Source organism: Arthrobacter sp. SLBN-53 (genome assembly GCF_006715585.1).
GTDB lineage: Bacteria > Actinomycetota > Actinomycetes > Mycobacteriales > Mycobacteriaceae > Mycobacterium > Mycobacterium neoaurum_A.
In genome coordinates this window covers 2442223-2455267 of sequence record NZ_VFNN01000001.1, presented here as the reverse complement: position 1 = coordinate 2455267, position 13045 = coordinate 2442223, and the positions used below count along the sequence as shown (strand labels likewise).

15 protein-coding genes are annotated in these 13045 nt (G+C 65.7%); 11 read left to right on the top strand and 4 right to left on the bottom strand.

Going from position 1 to position 13045, the window contains the following annotated elements; all coding sequences use genetic code 11:
- The first annotated feature begins 15 nt into the window (after window positions 1-15).
- From FBY28_RS11745 to FBY28_RS11725, 5 genes are all read left to right on the top strand, one after another.
- Window positions 16-414 (top strand): phage holin, encoded by a 399-nt coding sequence (locus FBY28_RS11745; RefSeq protein ID WP_160145475.1) that lies wholly within the window; start codon window positions 16-18, stop codon window positions 412-414.
- Window positions 411-833 carry a hypothetical protein gene (locus tag FBY28_RS11740; protein ID WP_141866911.1) on the top strand — a complete coding sequence of 141 codons (423 nt, stop codon included), beginning with the start codon at window positions 411-413 and terminating at the stop codon, window positions 831-833. Before FBY28_RS11745 ends, FBY28_RS11740 begins: the two co-directional genes overlap by 4 nt.
- Complete coding sequence (locus FBY28_RS11735) at window positions 830-1300, top strand: hypothetical protein (protein ID WP_141866909.1); 471 nt, start codon at window positions 830-832, stop codon at window positions 1298-1300. The genes FBY28_RS11740 and FBY28_RS11735 overlap by 4 nt, the downstream gene beginning before the upstream one ends.
- A 271-nt stretch (window positions 1301-1571) precedes the next feature.
- Window positions 1572-2204: a hypothetical protein gene (locus FBY28_RS11730; RefSeq protein WP_141866907.1), complete on the top strand. Its 633-nt coding sequence runs from the start codon at window positions 1572-1574 to the stop codon at window positions 2202-2204.
- Entirely contained in the window at window positions 2173-3342 is a 1170-nt protein-coding gene (locus FBY28_RS11725; RefSeq protein ID WP_160145474.1) for an XRE family transcriptional regulator, read from the top strand. Before FBY28_RS11730 ends, FBY28_RS11725 begins: the two co-directional genes overlap by 32 nt.
- A gap of 27 nt (window positions 3343-3369) precedes the next feature.
- Here the strand turns inward: FBY28_RS11725 and FBY28_RS25755 are convergent, their stop codons facing one another.
- Complete coding sequence (locus FBY28_RS25755) at window positions 3370-3537, bottom strand: hypothetical protein (RefSeq protein ID WP_160145473.1); 168 nt, start codon at window positions 3535-3537, stop codon at window positions 3370-3372.
- A 47-nt stretch (window positions 3538-3584) separates the two neighbouring features.
- The gene (locus FBY28_RS11720) at window positions 3585-4313 is read right to left on the bottom strand and encodes a tyrosine-type recombinase/integrase (protein WP_141866903.1); all 729 of its coding nucleotides are present in this window, start codon (window positions 4311-4313) and stop codon (window positions 3585-3587) included.
- Between the two features lie 384 nt (window positions 4314-4697).
- On the opposite strand from FBY28_RS11720, the gene FBY28_RS11715 reads away from it, so the two are divergent.
- A complete protein-coding gene (locus FBY28_RS11715; RefSeq protein WP_141866901.1) occupies window positions 4698-5087 on the top strand; it encodes a nuclear transport factor 2 family protein in 390 nt (129 codons plus the stop codon).
- Here FBY28_RS11715 and FBY28_RS11710 read toward each other — a convergent pair.
- Window positions 5047-7389, bottom strand: a complete 2343-nt coding sequence (locus FBY28_RS11710; RefSeq protein WP_141866899.1) for a putative bifunctional diguanylate cyclase/phosphodiesterase — start codon at window positions 7387-7389, stop codon at window positions 5047-5049. The genes FBY28_RS11715 and FBY28_RS11710 overlap by 41 nt on opposite strands.
- Window positions 7390-7486: 97 nt before the next feature.
- Between FBY28_RS11710 and FBY28_RS11705 the strand changes: the two genes are divergently transcribed.
- From FBY28_RS11705 to FBY28_RS11690, 4 genes are read left to right on the top strand one after another with little or no spacing between them, the layout of a single operon-like run.
- Window positions 7487-7996 (top strand): metallophosphoesterase family protein, encoded by a 510-nt coding sequence (locus FBY28_RS11705; RefSeq protein ID WP_141866897.1) that lies wholly within the window; start codon window positions 7487-7489, stop codon window positions 7994-7996.
- A gap of 37 nt (window positions 7997-8033) precedes the next feature.
- On the top strand, window positions 8034-9911 hold the full coding sequence (locus FBY28_RS11700) for an alkyl/aryl-sulfatase (RefSeq protein WP_141866895.1): 1878 nt from the start codon (window positions 8034-8036) through the stop codon (window positions 9909-9911).
- Between the two features lie 59 nt (window positions 9912-9970).
- Window positions 9971-10570, top strand: a complete 600-nt coding sequence (locus tag FBY28_RS11695) for a histidine phosphatase family protein (protein ID WP_141866893.1) — start codon at window positions 9971-9973, stop codon at window positions 10568-10570.
- 9 nt (window positions 10571-10579) lie between these two features.
- Window positions 10580-11602, top strand: a complete 1023-nt coding sequence (locus FBY28_RS11690) for a phosphotransferase family protein (protein WP_141866891.1) — start codon at window positions 10580-10582, stop codon at window positions 11600-11602.
- Window positions 11603-11608: 6 nt separating this feature from the next.
- Here FBY28_RS11690 and FBY28_RS11685 read toward each other — a convergent pair whose 3' ends face one another.
- Window positions 11609-11968, bottom strand: coding sequence for a LapA family protein (locus FBY28_RS11685; protein ID WP_141866890.1), 360 nt, complete (start codon window positions 11966-11968; stop codon window positions 11609-11611).
- Between the two features lie 129 nt (window positions 11969-12097).
- Between FBY28_RS11685 and FBY28_RS11680 the strand changes: the two genes are divergently transcribed.
- Entirely contained in the window at window positions 12098-13039 is a 942-nt protein-coding gene (locus tag FBY28_RS11680) for an ABC transporter substrate-binding protein (protein ID WP_141866888.1), read from the top strand.
- Window positions 13040-13045 lie beyond the last annotated feature (6 nt).

The window sequence follows — 13045 nt, the reverse complement described above, 5'->3', positions numbered from 1 at the left end:
AAGGGGAATCCTCTGATGCTGTTGAACATTCGAAGCTGGGCAGACGCCCGCGCCGTGCTCTACACCCTGTTGCCGATCGTCTCCACACTCCTGGTGAGCACCGGAGTACTCCCGGACCACGTCGCGAAACTGTGGGTCGCCCTGGCCACCTCGATCCTCGGGCCCGTCGTGGCCGCGTGGATGGCCCGCACGGTATCGGCGCTACGCACCGCCTTCTACGCCGTGCTCGCCGCCGTCCAGGGCCTCGCTGTCGGCTACGGGTTGATCAGCGACGGCGCACTCACCCCGTGGATGCCCCTGGTGGTCGCACTCGTCGGCGCAGCGTCCGGTGGTGTCGCGGCGGCCAACACCGACACCACCCCGGCCGCCGGCCCCGCGAATACCACCGCGCCCACCGACTGCGGCAGCAAGTGAGGCGGTGGCTACGGCGCGACACCGCATGGGTCCCGACCGTTCCGCCCAAGCAGCGGTTCTGGATCGTGCTGCTGCTGTTCGCCACGCCGTTCGTGGCCGGCGTCGACTTCCTGATGGGCGAGAACACCGAAAGCCTGTCTCTCGTCGAAAGGTCGATGCCCGCACCAGCCTGGGGTGCGCTGCTGGTCTGCGCGGGCACCGCAATGGTGTACGGGTACGCAGACCGCCGGCCCAAGCTGTGCATCGGCGGCCTGCACCTGGCCGGCGCGCTGTTCCTGACCATCGCGGCCGGCATCGGCTGGAACACCATCGACGCCCACGGCAGCTTCCGAGGCCCGTGGATCTACACGCTGGTCGGGGCCTGCCTGTGGATCAAGGCGGTCGGCTACGCCCAGCAGATCCGCCAGGTGCCCAGATGACCGGACCTCTGATGGCCACCGATTGGATGAACCCGCACGACCCACCGGCGGGGATTCATCCGCTGATCTGGCTGGCTATCGTGCTGATCTTCGGACCGCCCGCCGTGATCTCCCGGACCGCGGCCAAACTCCCCAGCGTCCTGGGGGCCACCGCCCGATGGTGGCAGCGTCGCCAGCAGAAGGCTGCTGAGAAGGCGGCAACCGCGGACCCGCAGCGTGAATGCTCGCCGTCCTACCAGGTGTCCCAGCAAGAGATCCTGCGCATCCGGGAGGACTACAGGCGTCTGAGTGAGGATTACGTGCAGCTCAAAGAGCGTGTGGACGGACTCGAAGTAGAGTTGACCGACGAGAAGAAACGGGCCTGGGCGGCGATCGGCTACATCCGACGCCTCATCGACTCGCACTCACGTCACGCACCGGGCGTGGATATCCCGCCACCCCCGGAAGTCCTACGCGACATCGTCTAGGCGCAGATCCAACGGTTACGTAATGTGCAGGACGTGCCTATCGCATACGCGATCCTCGTCGGTGTCGCTCCCCTCATCCTCTCGTTCGTTGCTGGATTCTTTGGCGCGACGGTCGGCCTCGGTTGGGGTGCCTACATCGCATGGTTTGTAGCCTGCCTTGTAATCGGCGCAGTCGTCACCATCGTTGGCCGACGGTAGGTGGGCCTCCCGACACGTCGGGCCTGTTGCATTCCGAGACATAATATAGCTCGGTGCGCTATATTATGGACCCATGAGCAACATTCCGGTGGTCATCGCGGACCGCATCGGGCCCCTTGTCGAAACCCTGCACGACGCGTTCGAACACGCGCGCCATCGGATTGACAACAATTACCCGGGTCTGTGTCGTGAGGACCAGGGCTGGTTGCGAACCCACAACCTCCGTGGGCTCACCTACCAGCGACTGCAGGATGTCGTGCTGCCCGATCACTGGGAACTGTCCGGCCGGCACCAGCGGAACGGGATGATCAACCTCGCCTACGGGTCCGGCCAGATGGCCCTACGGTTCGTTCACGCCTTCCCATCTGTAGGGGAACCCCCAATTGCCGGTCACAACCACGCCCGGCGCGCGTGGTACACCCAGCGAGCCCTAGACGAACTCACTGATCCCGATTTCATGCCAACTCAAAGGCTGCTGCTGGTCTGGGACGAGATCAGCCCGACGGCAGACTTCACACTCTCGGTCATCCGGCCACTTAGCCCCGGCACACTTCGCCGGCGTGTCCGCCGGGACCTAGAGATCCCGTTGCCGCGTACGCTCACGGCGTTCGAGCAGACGCAGTTCGATACCAGCGATGAGGATGAAGACCTGTACTACGAAATCGACCAGGACGATGTCGACACCGGCACCGACGATGACAAGTGATGGCCGCGGCGCACGCGTAACCCACCTACGACACCTGCTGACCCTGACCCAAGGTCAGCTGGCGGAGAAGGCCGACTTGCTACAGCCAACGCTGTCCGCAATCGAGCGCGGCCGCACGCCCCTCACCGAAGGCATCGCCTTTCGGATCTGCCGCGCCACCGGAACGCCGATGGAGTTTTTCGACTTCGGCGCTCCCGCGTACGGCAGCACCGAAATTCACTTCCGGAAATCGAAGCGCGTGAGCGCCCGCGGACGCGACTTTGTCATACAAGCGTTCAAGGAGATTGAACGCGTCGCCGAGCAGATCGATACGGCCCCTTTACGCCTGCGCCGCACGAAGCTCTCCCTGGCCGAGGAGGCCGACATCGTCTCCGACGCCGACATAGAAGCCTTCGCCGCCGAGGTTCGCAGGGAGAGCGGTGTCGACGGCGACGCCCCTGTGCGCAACGTGATGCGCACGATGGAGCGAGCCGGTATCGGCATCGCACCACTAGAGGTGCCTCACGGCACCGACAACGAAGCTCTGCTGCACGGCCACTGTGGAATGTCGCGGTGGGGCGATGAATCATCCCGCGCGATCGTCACGTACGTCGCCGGAATGCCGGGTGACAGACTGAGATTCACCCTCGCTCACGAACTGGGCCACATTTTGATGCACACCCGGCGCGTGGTACCTGACGAAGAGCAACGCGAGCGCGAGGCTGACCGCTTCGCTGGCGCGTTCCTGGTGCCACCCCAAGTGGCCGAACGTTCAATCTCCGAGACGCTGACGCTTCACGGTTTCATGCGGCTCAAGGCGCAATTTGGGATCTCGATCCAGGCGCTGATCATGCGCGGCCGGAAGTCCGGGCTTATCTCGCAACAGCGACAACGGTCGCTCATGATTCAGGTGTCGAGCCGCGGCTGGCGGACCCAAGAGCCCGTAAAAGTCACATGCGAGACCCCGATGCTGTTGTGGACGCAACTGTCCGCAATCCATGGCGGCAATCCCTACTTCCCCGCCAGCACCGCGTACGGGGTCCCCGTCGATCTGCTCAAGCAATGGGTCCCCGAACGAAAATCAAAAGAACCGTCAACCCGGCAACAGACCGAGGCCAGTATCGGCACCGTGACGGCTTTGAACACTCGCCGCAGATAGATCAATCACCCGCGCTCCTCGGCTTGGTCAGCGGCGATCAATCAGGTCGTTCAGTTTACTTCCAATGCGAATTGTTGCGTCAGCAAGCTTTCCGATCGCCTCGGCGATGTGACGGTCGTATTCAGTGGATGCGGCTTCCCGCGCCTGCGCTGCTGCGGCCTTTGCCGCGATGGCATCTTCGCGAATGCTAGCCATGTTCAATCTTTCCCTCGGTCGTCGGATGTCCGGTAGAAGGATATTGGTTAGCCAACCGCGGCCAGCATGGCCACGCGAACCCTCTCGTCCTCGGACAGGACGTACATCTGGGTGGTGGCGATGGAGTCATGGCCGAGCAGATCTTTGACTGCGACGATGTCGTTCGTTGCTCGGTAGGCCCGCGTGGCGGTGCGGTGCCGCAGCGAGTGCATGGTCCAGACGCCGGGCATAGCATCGGCGCACAGCCGGCCCACCCACCGCGGCGAAAGGTGGCCGTGGTCCCTTCCTGGGAATAGGTAGCCGGTGTGCGGTGCGCCGGCGGTGTGGCCGGCCGCGCCGGCGGCGATCATGGTGGCGAGCTTGACGGTGATGGGTATGACGCGACGCTTGTTGCCCTTGCCGTGGACCACCAGGCTGGGGCCCTCGGGAATCAGATCGTCGGTGCTGGAAACGGCGACCTCGCCGCGACGCATCCCGTGATCGGCCATCGACAGCATCAGCGCCAGCCGGGCGTCGTGTTCGGCCTGGGCGACGGCGATCGCGCGGACATCCTCTGGTGTTGGGCGTGGCATCGGTTTGCGGGCCTTGACGCTGGGCAGGCCGTCGGCGAAGTTCTCGGTGAGGTGGCGGTTACGGTGGGCCCACCGGAAGAATCCGCGCATGGTGGTGCGGTAGCTCCGACGTGTCTCAGTGGCCCAATGCTTCTGCTTGCCGAACCACTCGACAAGTGCGACCTCGGTGATCTCGGCGGGCGTGCAGCGCAAGCCGCGGGCCATACGCGCCAGATGGGATCGGCGTGTGTTGATCGTGGTGGCGGGCCGATCGCCCGCTTTGAGGAAACCCAGATAGCCGTTGATGAGAGGGGACCACTCGGTCGGAATTGACTTTGCCTTGCCGGCGTTCCGATGCCGCCCCCGCGTGCCGTTATTCACGGGTCCGTAACTTAACGAGGCCCCTATACGGCGGTATTGCATACTCACAGGCTTTTCAAAACCGCGATAAATTCGTTATGCGACCTTGTCATTTGGCAAGGAAAGTGTCGGTACCCTCGGCTCCGCCAAAGACTCCCTGGATGAGCCGGCCGTTTGACCCATCCTCGGTCATATCGCAGAAGGTTAGGGGTTCGAATCCCTTCGGGCGCACTCAGGCAGTATGCAGTCATGAGTTCTCCGCATCTGGAACGCTGGATCGAGTTCATGACCGATCACGACCCGGCGGTTCTCGACGAACAGCTTGCCGACGACGCCGTCTTCTACTCCCCGGCGGTGTTCACCCCGCAAGAGGGCAAGGCGCTGACCGCCAAGTATCTGAACGCCGCGACCGAGCTTTTCGGCGATGCCGACTTCCGCTATGTCGAGCAGTGGGAGAGCGACCGTTCGGCCATCCTCGCGTTCCAGGCCACCGTCGACGGTGTGACGGTCGACGGTATAGACATGATCCACTGGAACGACGAGGGCAAGATCGCGTCCTTCAAGGTGATGATCCGGCCGTTGAAGGGTCTGCAGGCCGTCATACCGCGGATGGCGGCGCTTCTCGGGCAGGCCCGGTGATACCGCGCTCGGACACCGGCAACTCGTCGGCGTGGACCGCCTCCCCGAAGTATGTGCCCTGGGCCACCGCGCATCCGTAGCCGCGCAGCAGCTCGGCGGTACCGGCGTCGGCGACGCCCTCGGCGACACTGGTGATGCCAAGGGTGTGGGCGAGCGTGACGATCGAATGCACGATGGCCGCCGCGCGGGTGTTCTCCAGCATCGGCGAGACGAAATGCCGGTCCAGTTTCAGCTCGTCGACAGGGAGGTCGCGCAGGTAGCTCATGGTCGCGTAGCCGCTGCCGAAATCGTCGATCGACACCCGGAAGCCGGCCGCCCGCAGCTGTTCGATGACGCGGCGTGCCTGGCGCACATTGGCCAGCAGGTAATGCTCGGTGATCTCGATCGTCATCGACGTCGGGGTCAGTCCGTGCCGCGCCAGCACGGTGCCGATGCGTTCGGGCAGCGTGGCATCGTCGAATGACGGTGCGAACAGGTTCACCGCCACCGGGATCTCCCGGCCGCCCAGCCGACGCCAGGCCGCGGCGTCGCGGGCAGCCTGCTCCACCACCAGGTCGGTCATCGATCCCATCAATCCACTGCGGCGTATCAGCGGCAGGAACTGGTTGGGGGTCAACAACCCCAGTTCGGGGTGCGGCCAGCGCACCAGCGCCTCCACACCGATCATCTCGCCCGTGGCCAGCGAGATCTGGGGCTGATAAGCCAGTCGCAGCGCCCCACCGTCGACGACCCGGCGCAACTGTCCGAGCAGGGTGATCTCCGGCACCACGGGCGTCGGTGCGGTGTCCTCCTCCCAGAGGGAGCCCGTGTCGGTGAGTTCCATCCCTGCGGTGTACATCTGCACCCCGCCGACGCCGGAGCGCTTCGACACGTACATCGCGATATCGGCCTGCCGCAGTAGCTCCTCGGTGCCGACGGCAACATCATCGGTCGCGCTCGCCACGGCCAGGCCGATGCTCGGTCGGATGTACACCTCGTGCCCACCGAGAACGAACACCTCGTCGAAGGCGCGGACCACCGCCGCAGCAACCTCTTCGGCGGATAGCGAACCGTCCTCGATGATGACCGCGAACTCGTCACCGCCGAGACGCGCCACGGTCTGGCCGGAGGGCAGGCAGGCCACCAACCGTCCGGCGATATCGCGTAGCAACTCGTCCCCGCAGTGGTGCCCCAGGTTGTCGTTGACGAGCTTGAAGTCGTCGAGATCCAGCGACAGCACCGCCGTCGGGCGGCCGCCGCGGCGTTGCCGGGCGACGGCCTGTTCGAGCCGGTCGGTGAACAGCAGCCGGTTGGCCAGTCCGGTCAGCGGGTCCTGGAACGCGTGGGCGGCGACCTCGTCGAGCAGGCGGCGATTCTCCACCAGCACGGTCAGCTGCCGAACCAACGCCGATATCACCAGGATCGTCGAGCCGAGCAGCACCGGTCGGATGTTCGCGTCGGGCCACAGGTGCGCCACCGCCGCGATGACCGCGAAGGGCATGGGCGCGTAGGGCAGCCAGATGATGGTCATCGGTGACGGACGTGGGTCGTCGCGCCGTGGTGTCCTGATGTCCTTGGCCGACATGTAGGCGCCGGCCGAGACCATCAGCAGCCCGGTCACCTTGCTGATGATCGGGAACGCGCTCGCCGAGTCGACGCCGTCGTGTATCTGGATGTACAACTCGGCGACCTCGCCGAGCGCGATCGCGGCCAGCCCGGTGGTGAACAGACCGAGCACCTGACGCCGCCCGGGACGTACGACGGTCAACACCAACATCGACAGCGTCACCATGGTCAGCGCCGAGATGGGGTAGACGGCGGTCAGGACAGCGTCCATGGTGTTGCGCGCATCGAGGGTGAAGAGGCGGTCGAGCACCGCCACCCACACCACGACGAAGAGTGCCGACGAGATCACCAGTCCGTCCATCAACTGACGAAACATCGACAACGGGTCCGTGGTGGTGCGCAGCAGCCATACCACCACGACGGCAAGCGGCAGCGCCAGGTATCCGAGATCGGCCGCCGACGGGAACGGCGGCTCCTGGTCGAGCACCACCGCGTAGTACGCATCGACGGCACTTCCGAGGACCCAGCCGAGGAAGCCGACGGTCAGTGCAGCCCATGCCAGGCGGATGCTGCCGCGGCCGGATATGGCGGCGGCAACCGTGCACGCGCACGTTGCTGCACAGAACGCAACGAAGCCCAGCGACCCGACGGTCGCCGTCACCTGCGGTCCGCCCCAACCGAGAATCAACCAGCAAACGAACACCAGGTAAACCGCCACACCTGTGGCGTAACCGAAGTTCGTTCTGGAAGTGGGCATTACATGCAGTTTAGAGCGAGTTTTCGCTGTTGAGGCGGCATTTCGTGGCAGTCCCTCCAGCAACTTGCTTCACGCGGGTTGCGCTACCCTCGGACCGGTGCGGCTGCTGCTGATCTCCGACACCCATCTGCCCACCCGGGCGCGCGATATGCCGGCCGAGGTGTGGGCCGCGGTCGAGGTGGCCGATGTCGTTTTCCACGCCGGGGATTGGATGGAGGTCGGCCTGCTGGACCGGTTGGCCGAGCGGGCGCGGCGGCTGGTCGCGTGCTGGGGCAACAATGACGGCGACGAGCTGCGCGCGCGGCTACCGGAACGCGCCGATGTCGTCCTCGACGGGCTGCGCTTCACCGTGACGCACGAGACCGGTGCGGCGGCCGGGCGGGACAACCGGATGGCGCGGGCCTATCCCGATACCGACGTCCTGGTGTTCGGGCACAGCCACATCCCCTGGGATGCCACCGTCGACAGGCCGGACGGCGGGACACTGCGGTTACTCAATCCCGGCTCGCCCACCGACCGCCGACGGCAGCCGCATTGCACCTATATGACGGCCGAACTGGCCAACGGTGTGCTGGGTCCGGTCGAACTGCACAAACTCGTCCGATAGCGCTCGCACGGCGTTACTGCGTGGCAGTCTCACGTGCATGAACTCCAAGCCGCCCAGCGATCTCATCGCCGCCGCCAACCGCGCGCACCGGGACACCTTGCCCTTCGAGGACAACCGCGATTTCGCGGACGCCGACCGCGGCTTCGTCGGTGCGCTGGAACCCTGTGTGGTCACCGGAGCCGATGGGAAGGTCGTGTGGGACAACGACAGTTACGGGTTCCTGGCGGCCGATGCGCCCGACAGCGTGCATCCCAGCCTGTGGCGGCAATCGCAGCTCTGCGTCAAGCAGGGACTCTATGAGGTGGTCGAGGGCATCTACCAGGTGCGCGGGCTCGACCTGTCCAACATCAGTTTCATCGAAGGCGACACCGGGGTCATCGTCATCGATCCGTTGGTGTCGACCGAAACCGCTGCGGCAGCCCTGGCGCTCTATCGAGCGCATCGTGGCGAGCGCGTCGTCACAGCGGTCATCTACACCCACAGCCATGTCGACCACTTCGGGGGCGTTCTCGGGGTGACCACCCAGGCCGACGTCGACGCGGGCCGCGTGCAGGTGCTGGCGCCGGAGGGATTCGTCGAACACGCCGTGCAGGAGAACGTGTACGCGGGCACGGCGATGACCCGCCGAGCGGCCTACATGTACGGCGCGGTGCTGGCCCGGGGGCCGCAGGGCCAGGTGGGTTGTGGTCTCGGGCAGGCGCCCTCGCTCGGCGAGGTGGCCCTGATAGTCCCCACCATCGACATACGCAGCACCGGCGAGACCCACACCGTCGACGGTGTACAGATCGAGTTCCAGATGGCGCCGGGTACCGAGGCTCCCGCCGAGATGCACTTCTATTTCCCGCAGTTCCGCGCGCTGTGCATGGCCGAGAACGCCACCCACAACCTGCACAACCTGCTGACCCTGCGCGGTGCCCTGGTCCGCGATCCGCACGGCTGGGCCGGGTACCTGACCGAGGCCATCGACTCCTTCGCAGACCGCACCGACGTCGTCTTCGCCTCCCATCACTGGCCCACCTGGGGGCGCGAGAACATCGTGGAATACCTTTCGCTGCAACGGGATCTGTACTCCTATCTGCACGACCAGACGTTGCGGCAGCTGAACAAGGGCTTCACCGGAATCGAGATCGCCGAGACGTTCCAGATGCCGCCTGCGCTGGAGAAGGCCTGGCACACGCACGGCTACTACGGTTCGGTCTCCCACAACGTCAAGGCGGTCTACCAGCGCTACATGGGCTGGTTCGACGGCAACCCCGCCCGGCTCTGGCAGCATCCGCCCGAGGCCGCCGCCCCGCGCTATGTCGAGGCGATTGGTGGGCTGGACAGGGTGGTCGACATCGCCCGAGCCGCCTTCGACTCGGGTGATTATCGCTGGGCGGCAACACTTCTGGATCACGCCATCTTCACCGACCAACACCATCCGGCGGCGCGCCAACTGTATGCCGACACCCTCGAGCAGTTGGCCTACGGGGCCGAGAACGCGGTATGGCGCAACTTCTTCCTTTCCGGGGCAACCGAACTGCGCGAGGGCAACTTCGGCACGCCGACCAGCACGACGGCGCCCACCCTGCTCGCCCAACTGAGCCCCGAGCAGATCTTCGACACCCTGGCCATCAGTATCGACGGACCGCGGGCCTGGGAGCTGGACCTGACCCTGGACGTGACATTCGTCGACCTCGGTGCCGATTACCGGCTGACATTGCGCAACGGGGTGCTGGTGTACCGGCGCGTCGCGGCCGATCCGGCGACCGCGACGGCCACCGTCACCTTCGCGACCAAGGCCAGGCTGCTGGCGTTCGCCGCCGGCGACCGCGACTCACCGGGGGTGGAGTTCACCGGCGACGCCGGGGCGCTGGGCACCCTGCTCGGGGTACTCGACCGGCCGAACCCGAATTTCGACATCGTCACCCCGTAGTCGTCGGCCGGGCGACGGTCGGTCGGGGCGGCCGCTGTCGCCCGCCCTATGGTGGCACGGTGCAACTGCTTCTGGTCCGGCACGCGCTGCCGCTACGCAGCGAGCCCGGTGCGGGTTCCGATCCCGACCTGTCCGGTGACGGTATCGCCCAGGCGGCGCGACTGCCCGCCGCGCTCGCCCGCTTCCCGATCACCCGGCTGGTCAGCAGCCCGCAGCGGCGCGCGCAGCAGACCGCGCAGCCGGTGGCCGACGCGCTGGGGCTGGGAGTCGACATCGACGAGCGACTTGCTGAATACGATTACGGGTTGTCGCACTACACGCCGATCGAGCAGGCCTCCAAGGAGGATCTGCAGCGGTTGATCAACGGCGAGCTGCCCGGCGATGTCGATCCGCACGCGTTCCAGGCCCGGATCTGGGCAGGCATCGAGGACATCGTCGCCGGCTCGGGTCACGACGACACGATCGCACTGTTCAGCCATGGTGGCGTGATCAACGCGGTGGTGCACCGGGTCATGAAGACCGAGCGGTTGTTGTCGGTTCAGGTGGACTACGCGGGTGTCACCCGGGTGCTGTCCTCGCGCAGCGGCCGCCTGTCGGTGGCGGCGATCAACAGCACCGAACACGTATGGGATCTGCTGCCGCGAAATGCGCAGTGGTAAACATTTCGCGTGACCAATCTTGACGGCCTGGACCTCGACGCCCTCGATCGCCATCTTCGTGCCGAGGGCATTGCCCGCGCCGGTGACCTGCGCGCCGAACTGCTCTCCGGTGGACGGTCGAATCTGACCTTCCGGGTCTGGGATGACGAGTCCGCCTGGGTGCTGCGCCGCCCGCCGCTGCACGGCCTGACCCCGTCCGCCCACGACATGGCCCGCGAGTACAAGGTGGTCGCCGCGCTGGCCGGGACCGCCGTGCCGGTGGCCCGGGCGGTCACGATGCGCAATGACGACTCCGTGCTGGGTGCACCGTTCCAGATGGTCGAGAACGTCGAGGGCAACGTGGTGCGCAGCGCGGCGGAGCTGGAGGCACTGCAGCAGGCCGGCGGACCCGGGGTGATCGACGGGTGTGTGACGTCGTTGATCACTGCGCTGGCCGATCTGCATGCCGTCGATCCCGAGGCCGTCGGGCTTGCTGATTTCGGCCGCGCCGAGGGATATCTGGAGCGGCAGGTCCGGCGCTGGGGGTCGCAGTGGGAGCATGTGCGACTCGCCGACGACACCCGGGATGGTGATGTCGCCCGGCTGCATTCGGCTCTGGCGGAACGCATTCCGGTCAGCCCCCGGGCATCGATCGTGCACGGTGACTACCGCATCGACAACACCATCCTCGACGCCTCGGACCCGACGGTGGTCCGGGCGGTGCTCGACTGGGAGTTGTCCACACTCGGGGATCCGCTCTCGGACGCGGCCCTGATGTGTGTGTACCGCAATCCCAATTTCGACGATGTCCTCGGGATGCGCGCGGCATGGACATCGCCGCTGTTGCCCTCGGCAGATGAACTGGCGCAGCGCTATGCGCTGGCCAGCGGCCAGGAGCTGCAGAACTGGGATTTCTACATGGCGCTGTCCTATTTCAAGATCGCCATCATCGCCGCGGGCATCGACTTCCGCGCCAGGGAGGGCGGCGATACCCACGGCGGTGTCGGTGCAGCGGTGGCTCCGCTCCTGGCCGAGGGCCTGAAACTGATCTAAAGCCGGCTACGTCACGCGCCGGGCGGCCTTGAGGTTCTTGCGCGCCGCGATACGCAACTGCACGATGCGCGCCGCGCCCACCAGAACAGCGAGCAACCCGCCGCCGACCGCGGCCAGCAGCAGCGCCACGCCCAGCGGCAGGGTCCAGTTCCAGCCGAGGAAGTGGAACGTGCCCTGATCGGTGTTCTGGGCGATGAAGATCAGCAGCACGATCAGCACCAGGAAACCGATGATCAGGGAGGTCCACAGGGCCGCGGCCCTGGTGAATTTGACGTTGTCCTCGGGCGGGGGGACCGGCTCCGACGTGCCAGTGGGTTGGTGCGCCTGCTCTGAGTCGTACGGCAGTGCGTTCGGGTCGGTCGTCATGGTCTTATCTTGCCCCCTACCTGCCGTCGGCAAACCACCTCACGGTGAACCAAAGCGCGGCATGTCGTGGCGGCGCCGGTTAATGTCGAAGAAATTGCCAGGCGTCACACAGCCACCTGAGGGGACGGTATGCGCTGCAGGAAACGGTTCGCTGTCTTCACCGCAGCAGTGCTCACCCTGGTGAGTGCCGGTTGCGGGAGTTCCAATCCGCTCGGCGGCGGAGCGATATCGGGGGATCTGAAGACCATCGCGGTCGGTTCGGCCGACTTCACCGAGTCGAAGATCATCGCCGAGATATACGCACAGGCGCTGGAGGCCAACGGCTTCAACATCAGTCGGCAGTTCGGCATCGGCAGCAGGGAGACCTACATCCCGGCCGTGCAGGACCATTCGATCGATCTGATCCCGGAGTACACCGGCAATCTGCTGCAGTACTTCGACAAGGAGGCGACCGCGACCACCTCCGACGAGGTGCTGTTGGGTCTGTTGCGTGCACTTCCCGGTGATCTGGCGATCCTGTATCCCTCGCCGGCCGAGGACAAGGACACCCTCGCGGTGTCCGAGACCATCGCCAGGGAATGGAATCTCAAGACCATCGCCGATCTGGCCGCCCGCTCGACGGAGGTGAAAGTCGGTGGGCCGTCGGAGTTTCAGACCCGCCAGACCGGGCTGGTGGGACTGCAGCAGAAGTACGGACTCGACATCGCGCCCGCCAATTTCATCGCAATCAGCGACGGCGGCGGACCGGCGACGGTCCAGGCGCTGACGAACGGCACCGTCACCGCGGCCAACATCTTCAGCACCTCCCCGGCGATCGAGAAGAACAACCTCGTGGTGCTCGAAGACCCGGAGAACGTCTTCCTGGCGGCCAATGTGGTGCCCCTGGTGGCCTCGCAGAAGATGTCGAATGAGCTCAAGACGGTGCTCGACGCCGTCAGCGCCAAGCTCACCACCGAGGATCTGATCGAGTTGAACGGATCGGTGGAGGGGAACTCGGGTGTGGACCCCGACGAGGCCGCCCAGAAATGGATCGCCGACAACGGATTCGACAAACCCCTGCCGGGTAAGTGAGTGAGC

Bases quoted from the DNA above. Each gene is read 5' to 3' on its own strand.
- FBY28_RS25755 (WP_160145473.1), bottom strand. From the start codon at position 3,537: ATGGCTAGCATTCGCGAAGATGCCATCGCGGCAAAGGCCGCAGCAGCG.
- FBY28_RS11720 (WP_141866903.1), bottom strand. From the start codon at position 4,313: ATGGCCCGCGGCTTGCGCTGCACGCCCGCCGAGATCACCGAGGTCGCA.
- FBY28_RS11745 (WP_160145475.1), top strand. From the start codon at position 16: ATGCTGTTGAACATTCGAAGCTGGGCAGACGCCCGCGCCGTGCTCTAC.
- FBY28_RS11715 (WP_141866901.1), top strand. From the start codon at position 4,698: ATGAGTTCTCCGCATCTGGAACGCTGGATCGAGTTCATGACCGATCAC.
- FBY28_RS11725 (WP_160145474.1), top strand. From the start codon at position 2,173: ATGTCGACACCGGCACCGACGATGACAAGTGATGGCCGCGGCGCACGC.
- FBY28_RS11730 (WP_141866907.1), top strand. From the start codon at position 1,572: ATGAGCAACATTCCGGTGGTCATCGCGGACCGCATCGGGCCCCTTGTC.
- FBY28_RS11735 (WP_141866909.1), top strand. From the start codon at position 830: ATGACCGGACCTCTGATGGCCACCGATTGGATGAACCCGCACGACCCA.
- FBY28_RS11700 (WP_141866895.1), top strand. From the start codon at position 8,034: ATGAACTCCAAGCCGCCCAGCGATCTCATCGCCGCCGCCAACCGCGCG.
- FBY28_RS11710 (WP_141866899.1), bottom strand. From the start codon at position 7,389: ATGCCCACTTCCAGAACGAACTTCGGTTACGCCACAGGTGTGGCGGTT.
- FBY28_RS11680 (WP_141866888.1), top strand. From the start codon at position 12,098: ATGCGCTGCAGGAAACGGTTCGCTGTCTTCACCGCAGCAGTGCTCACC.
- FBY28_RS11685 (WP_141866890.1), bottom strand. From the start codon at position 11,968: ATGACGACCGACCCGAACGCACTGCCGTACGACTCAGAGCAGGCGCAC.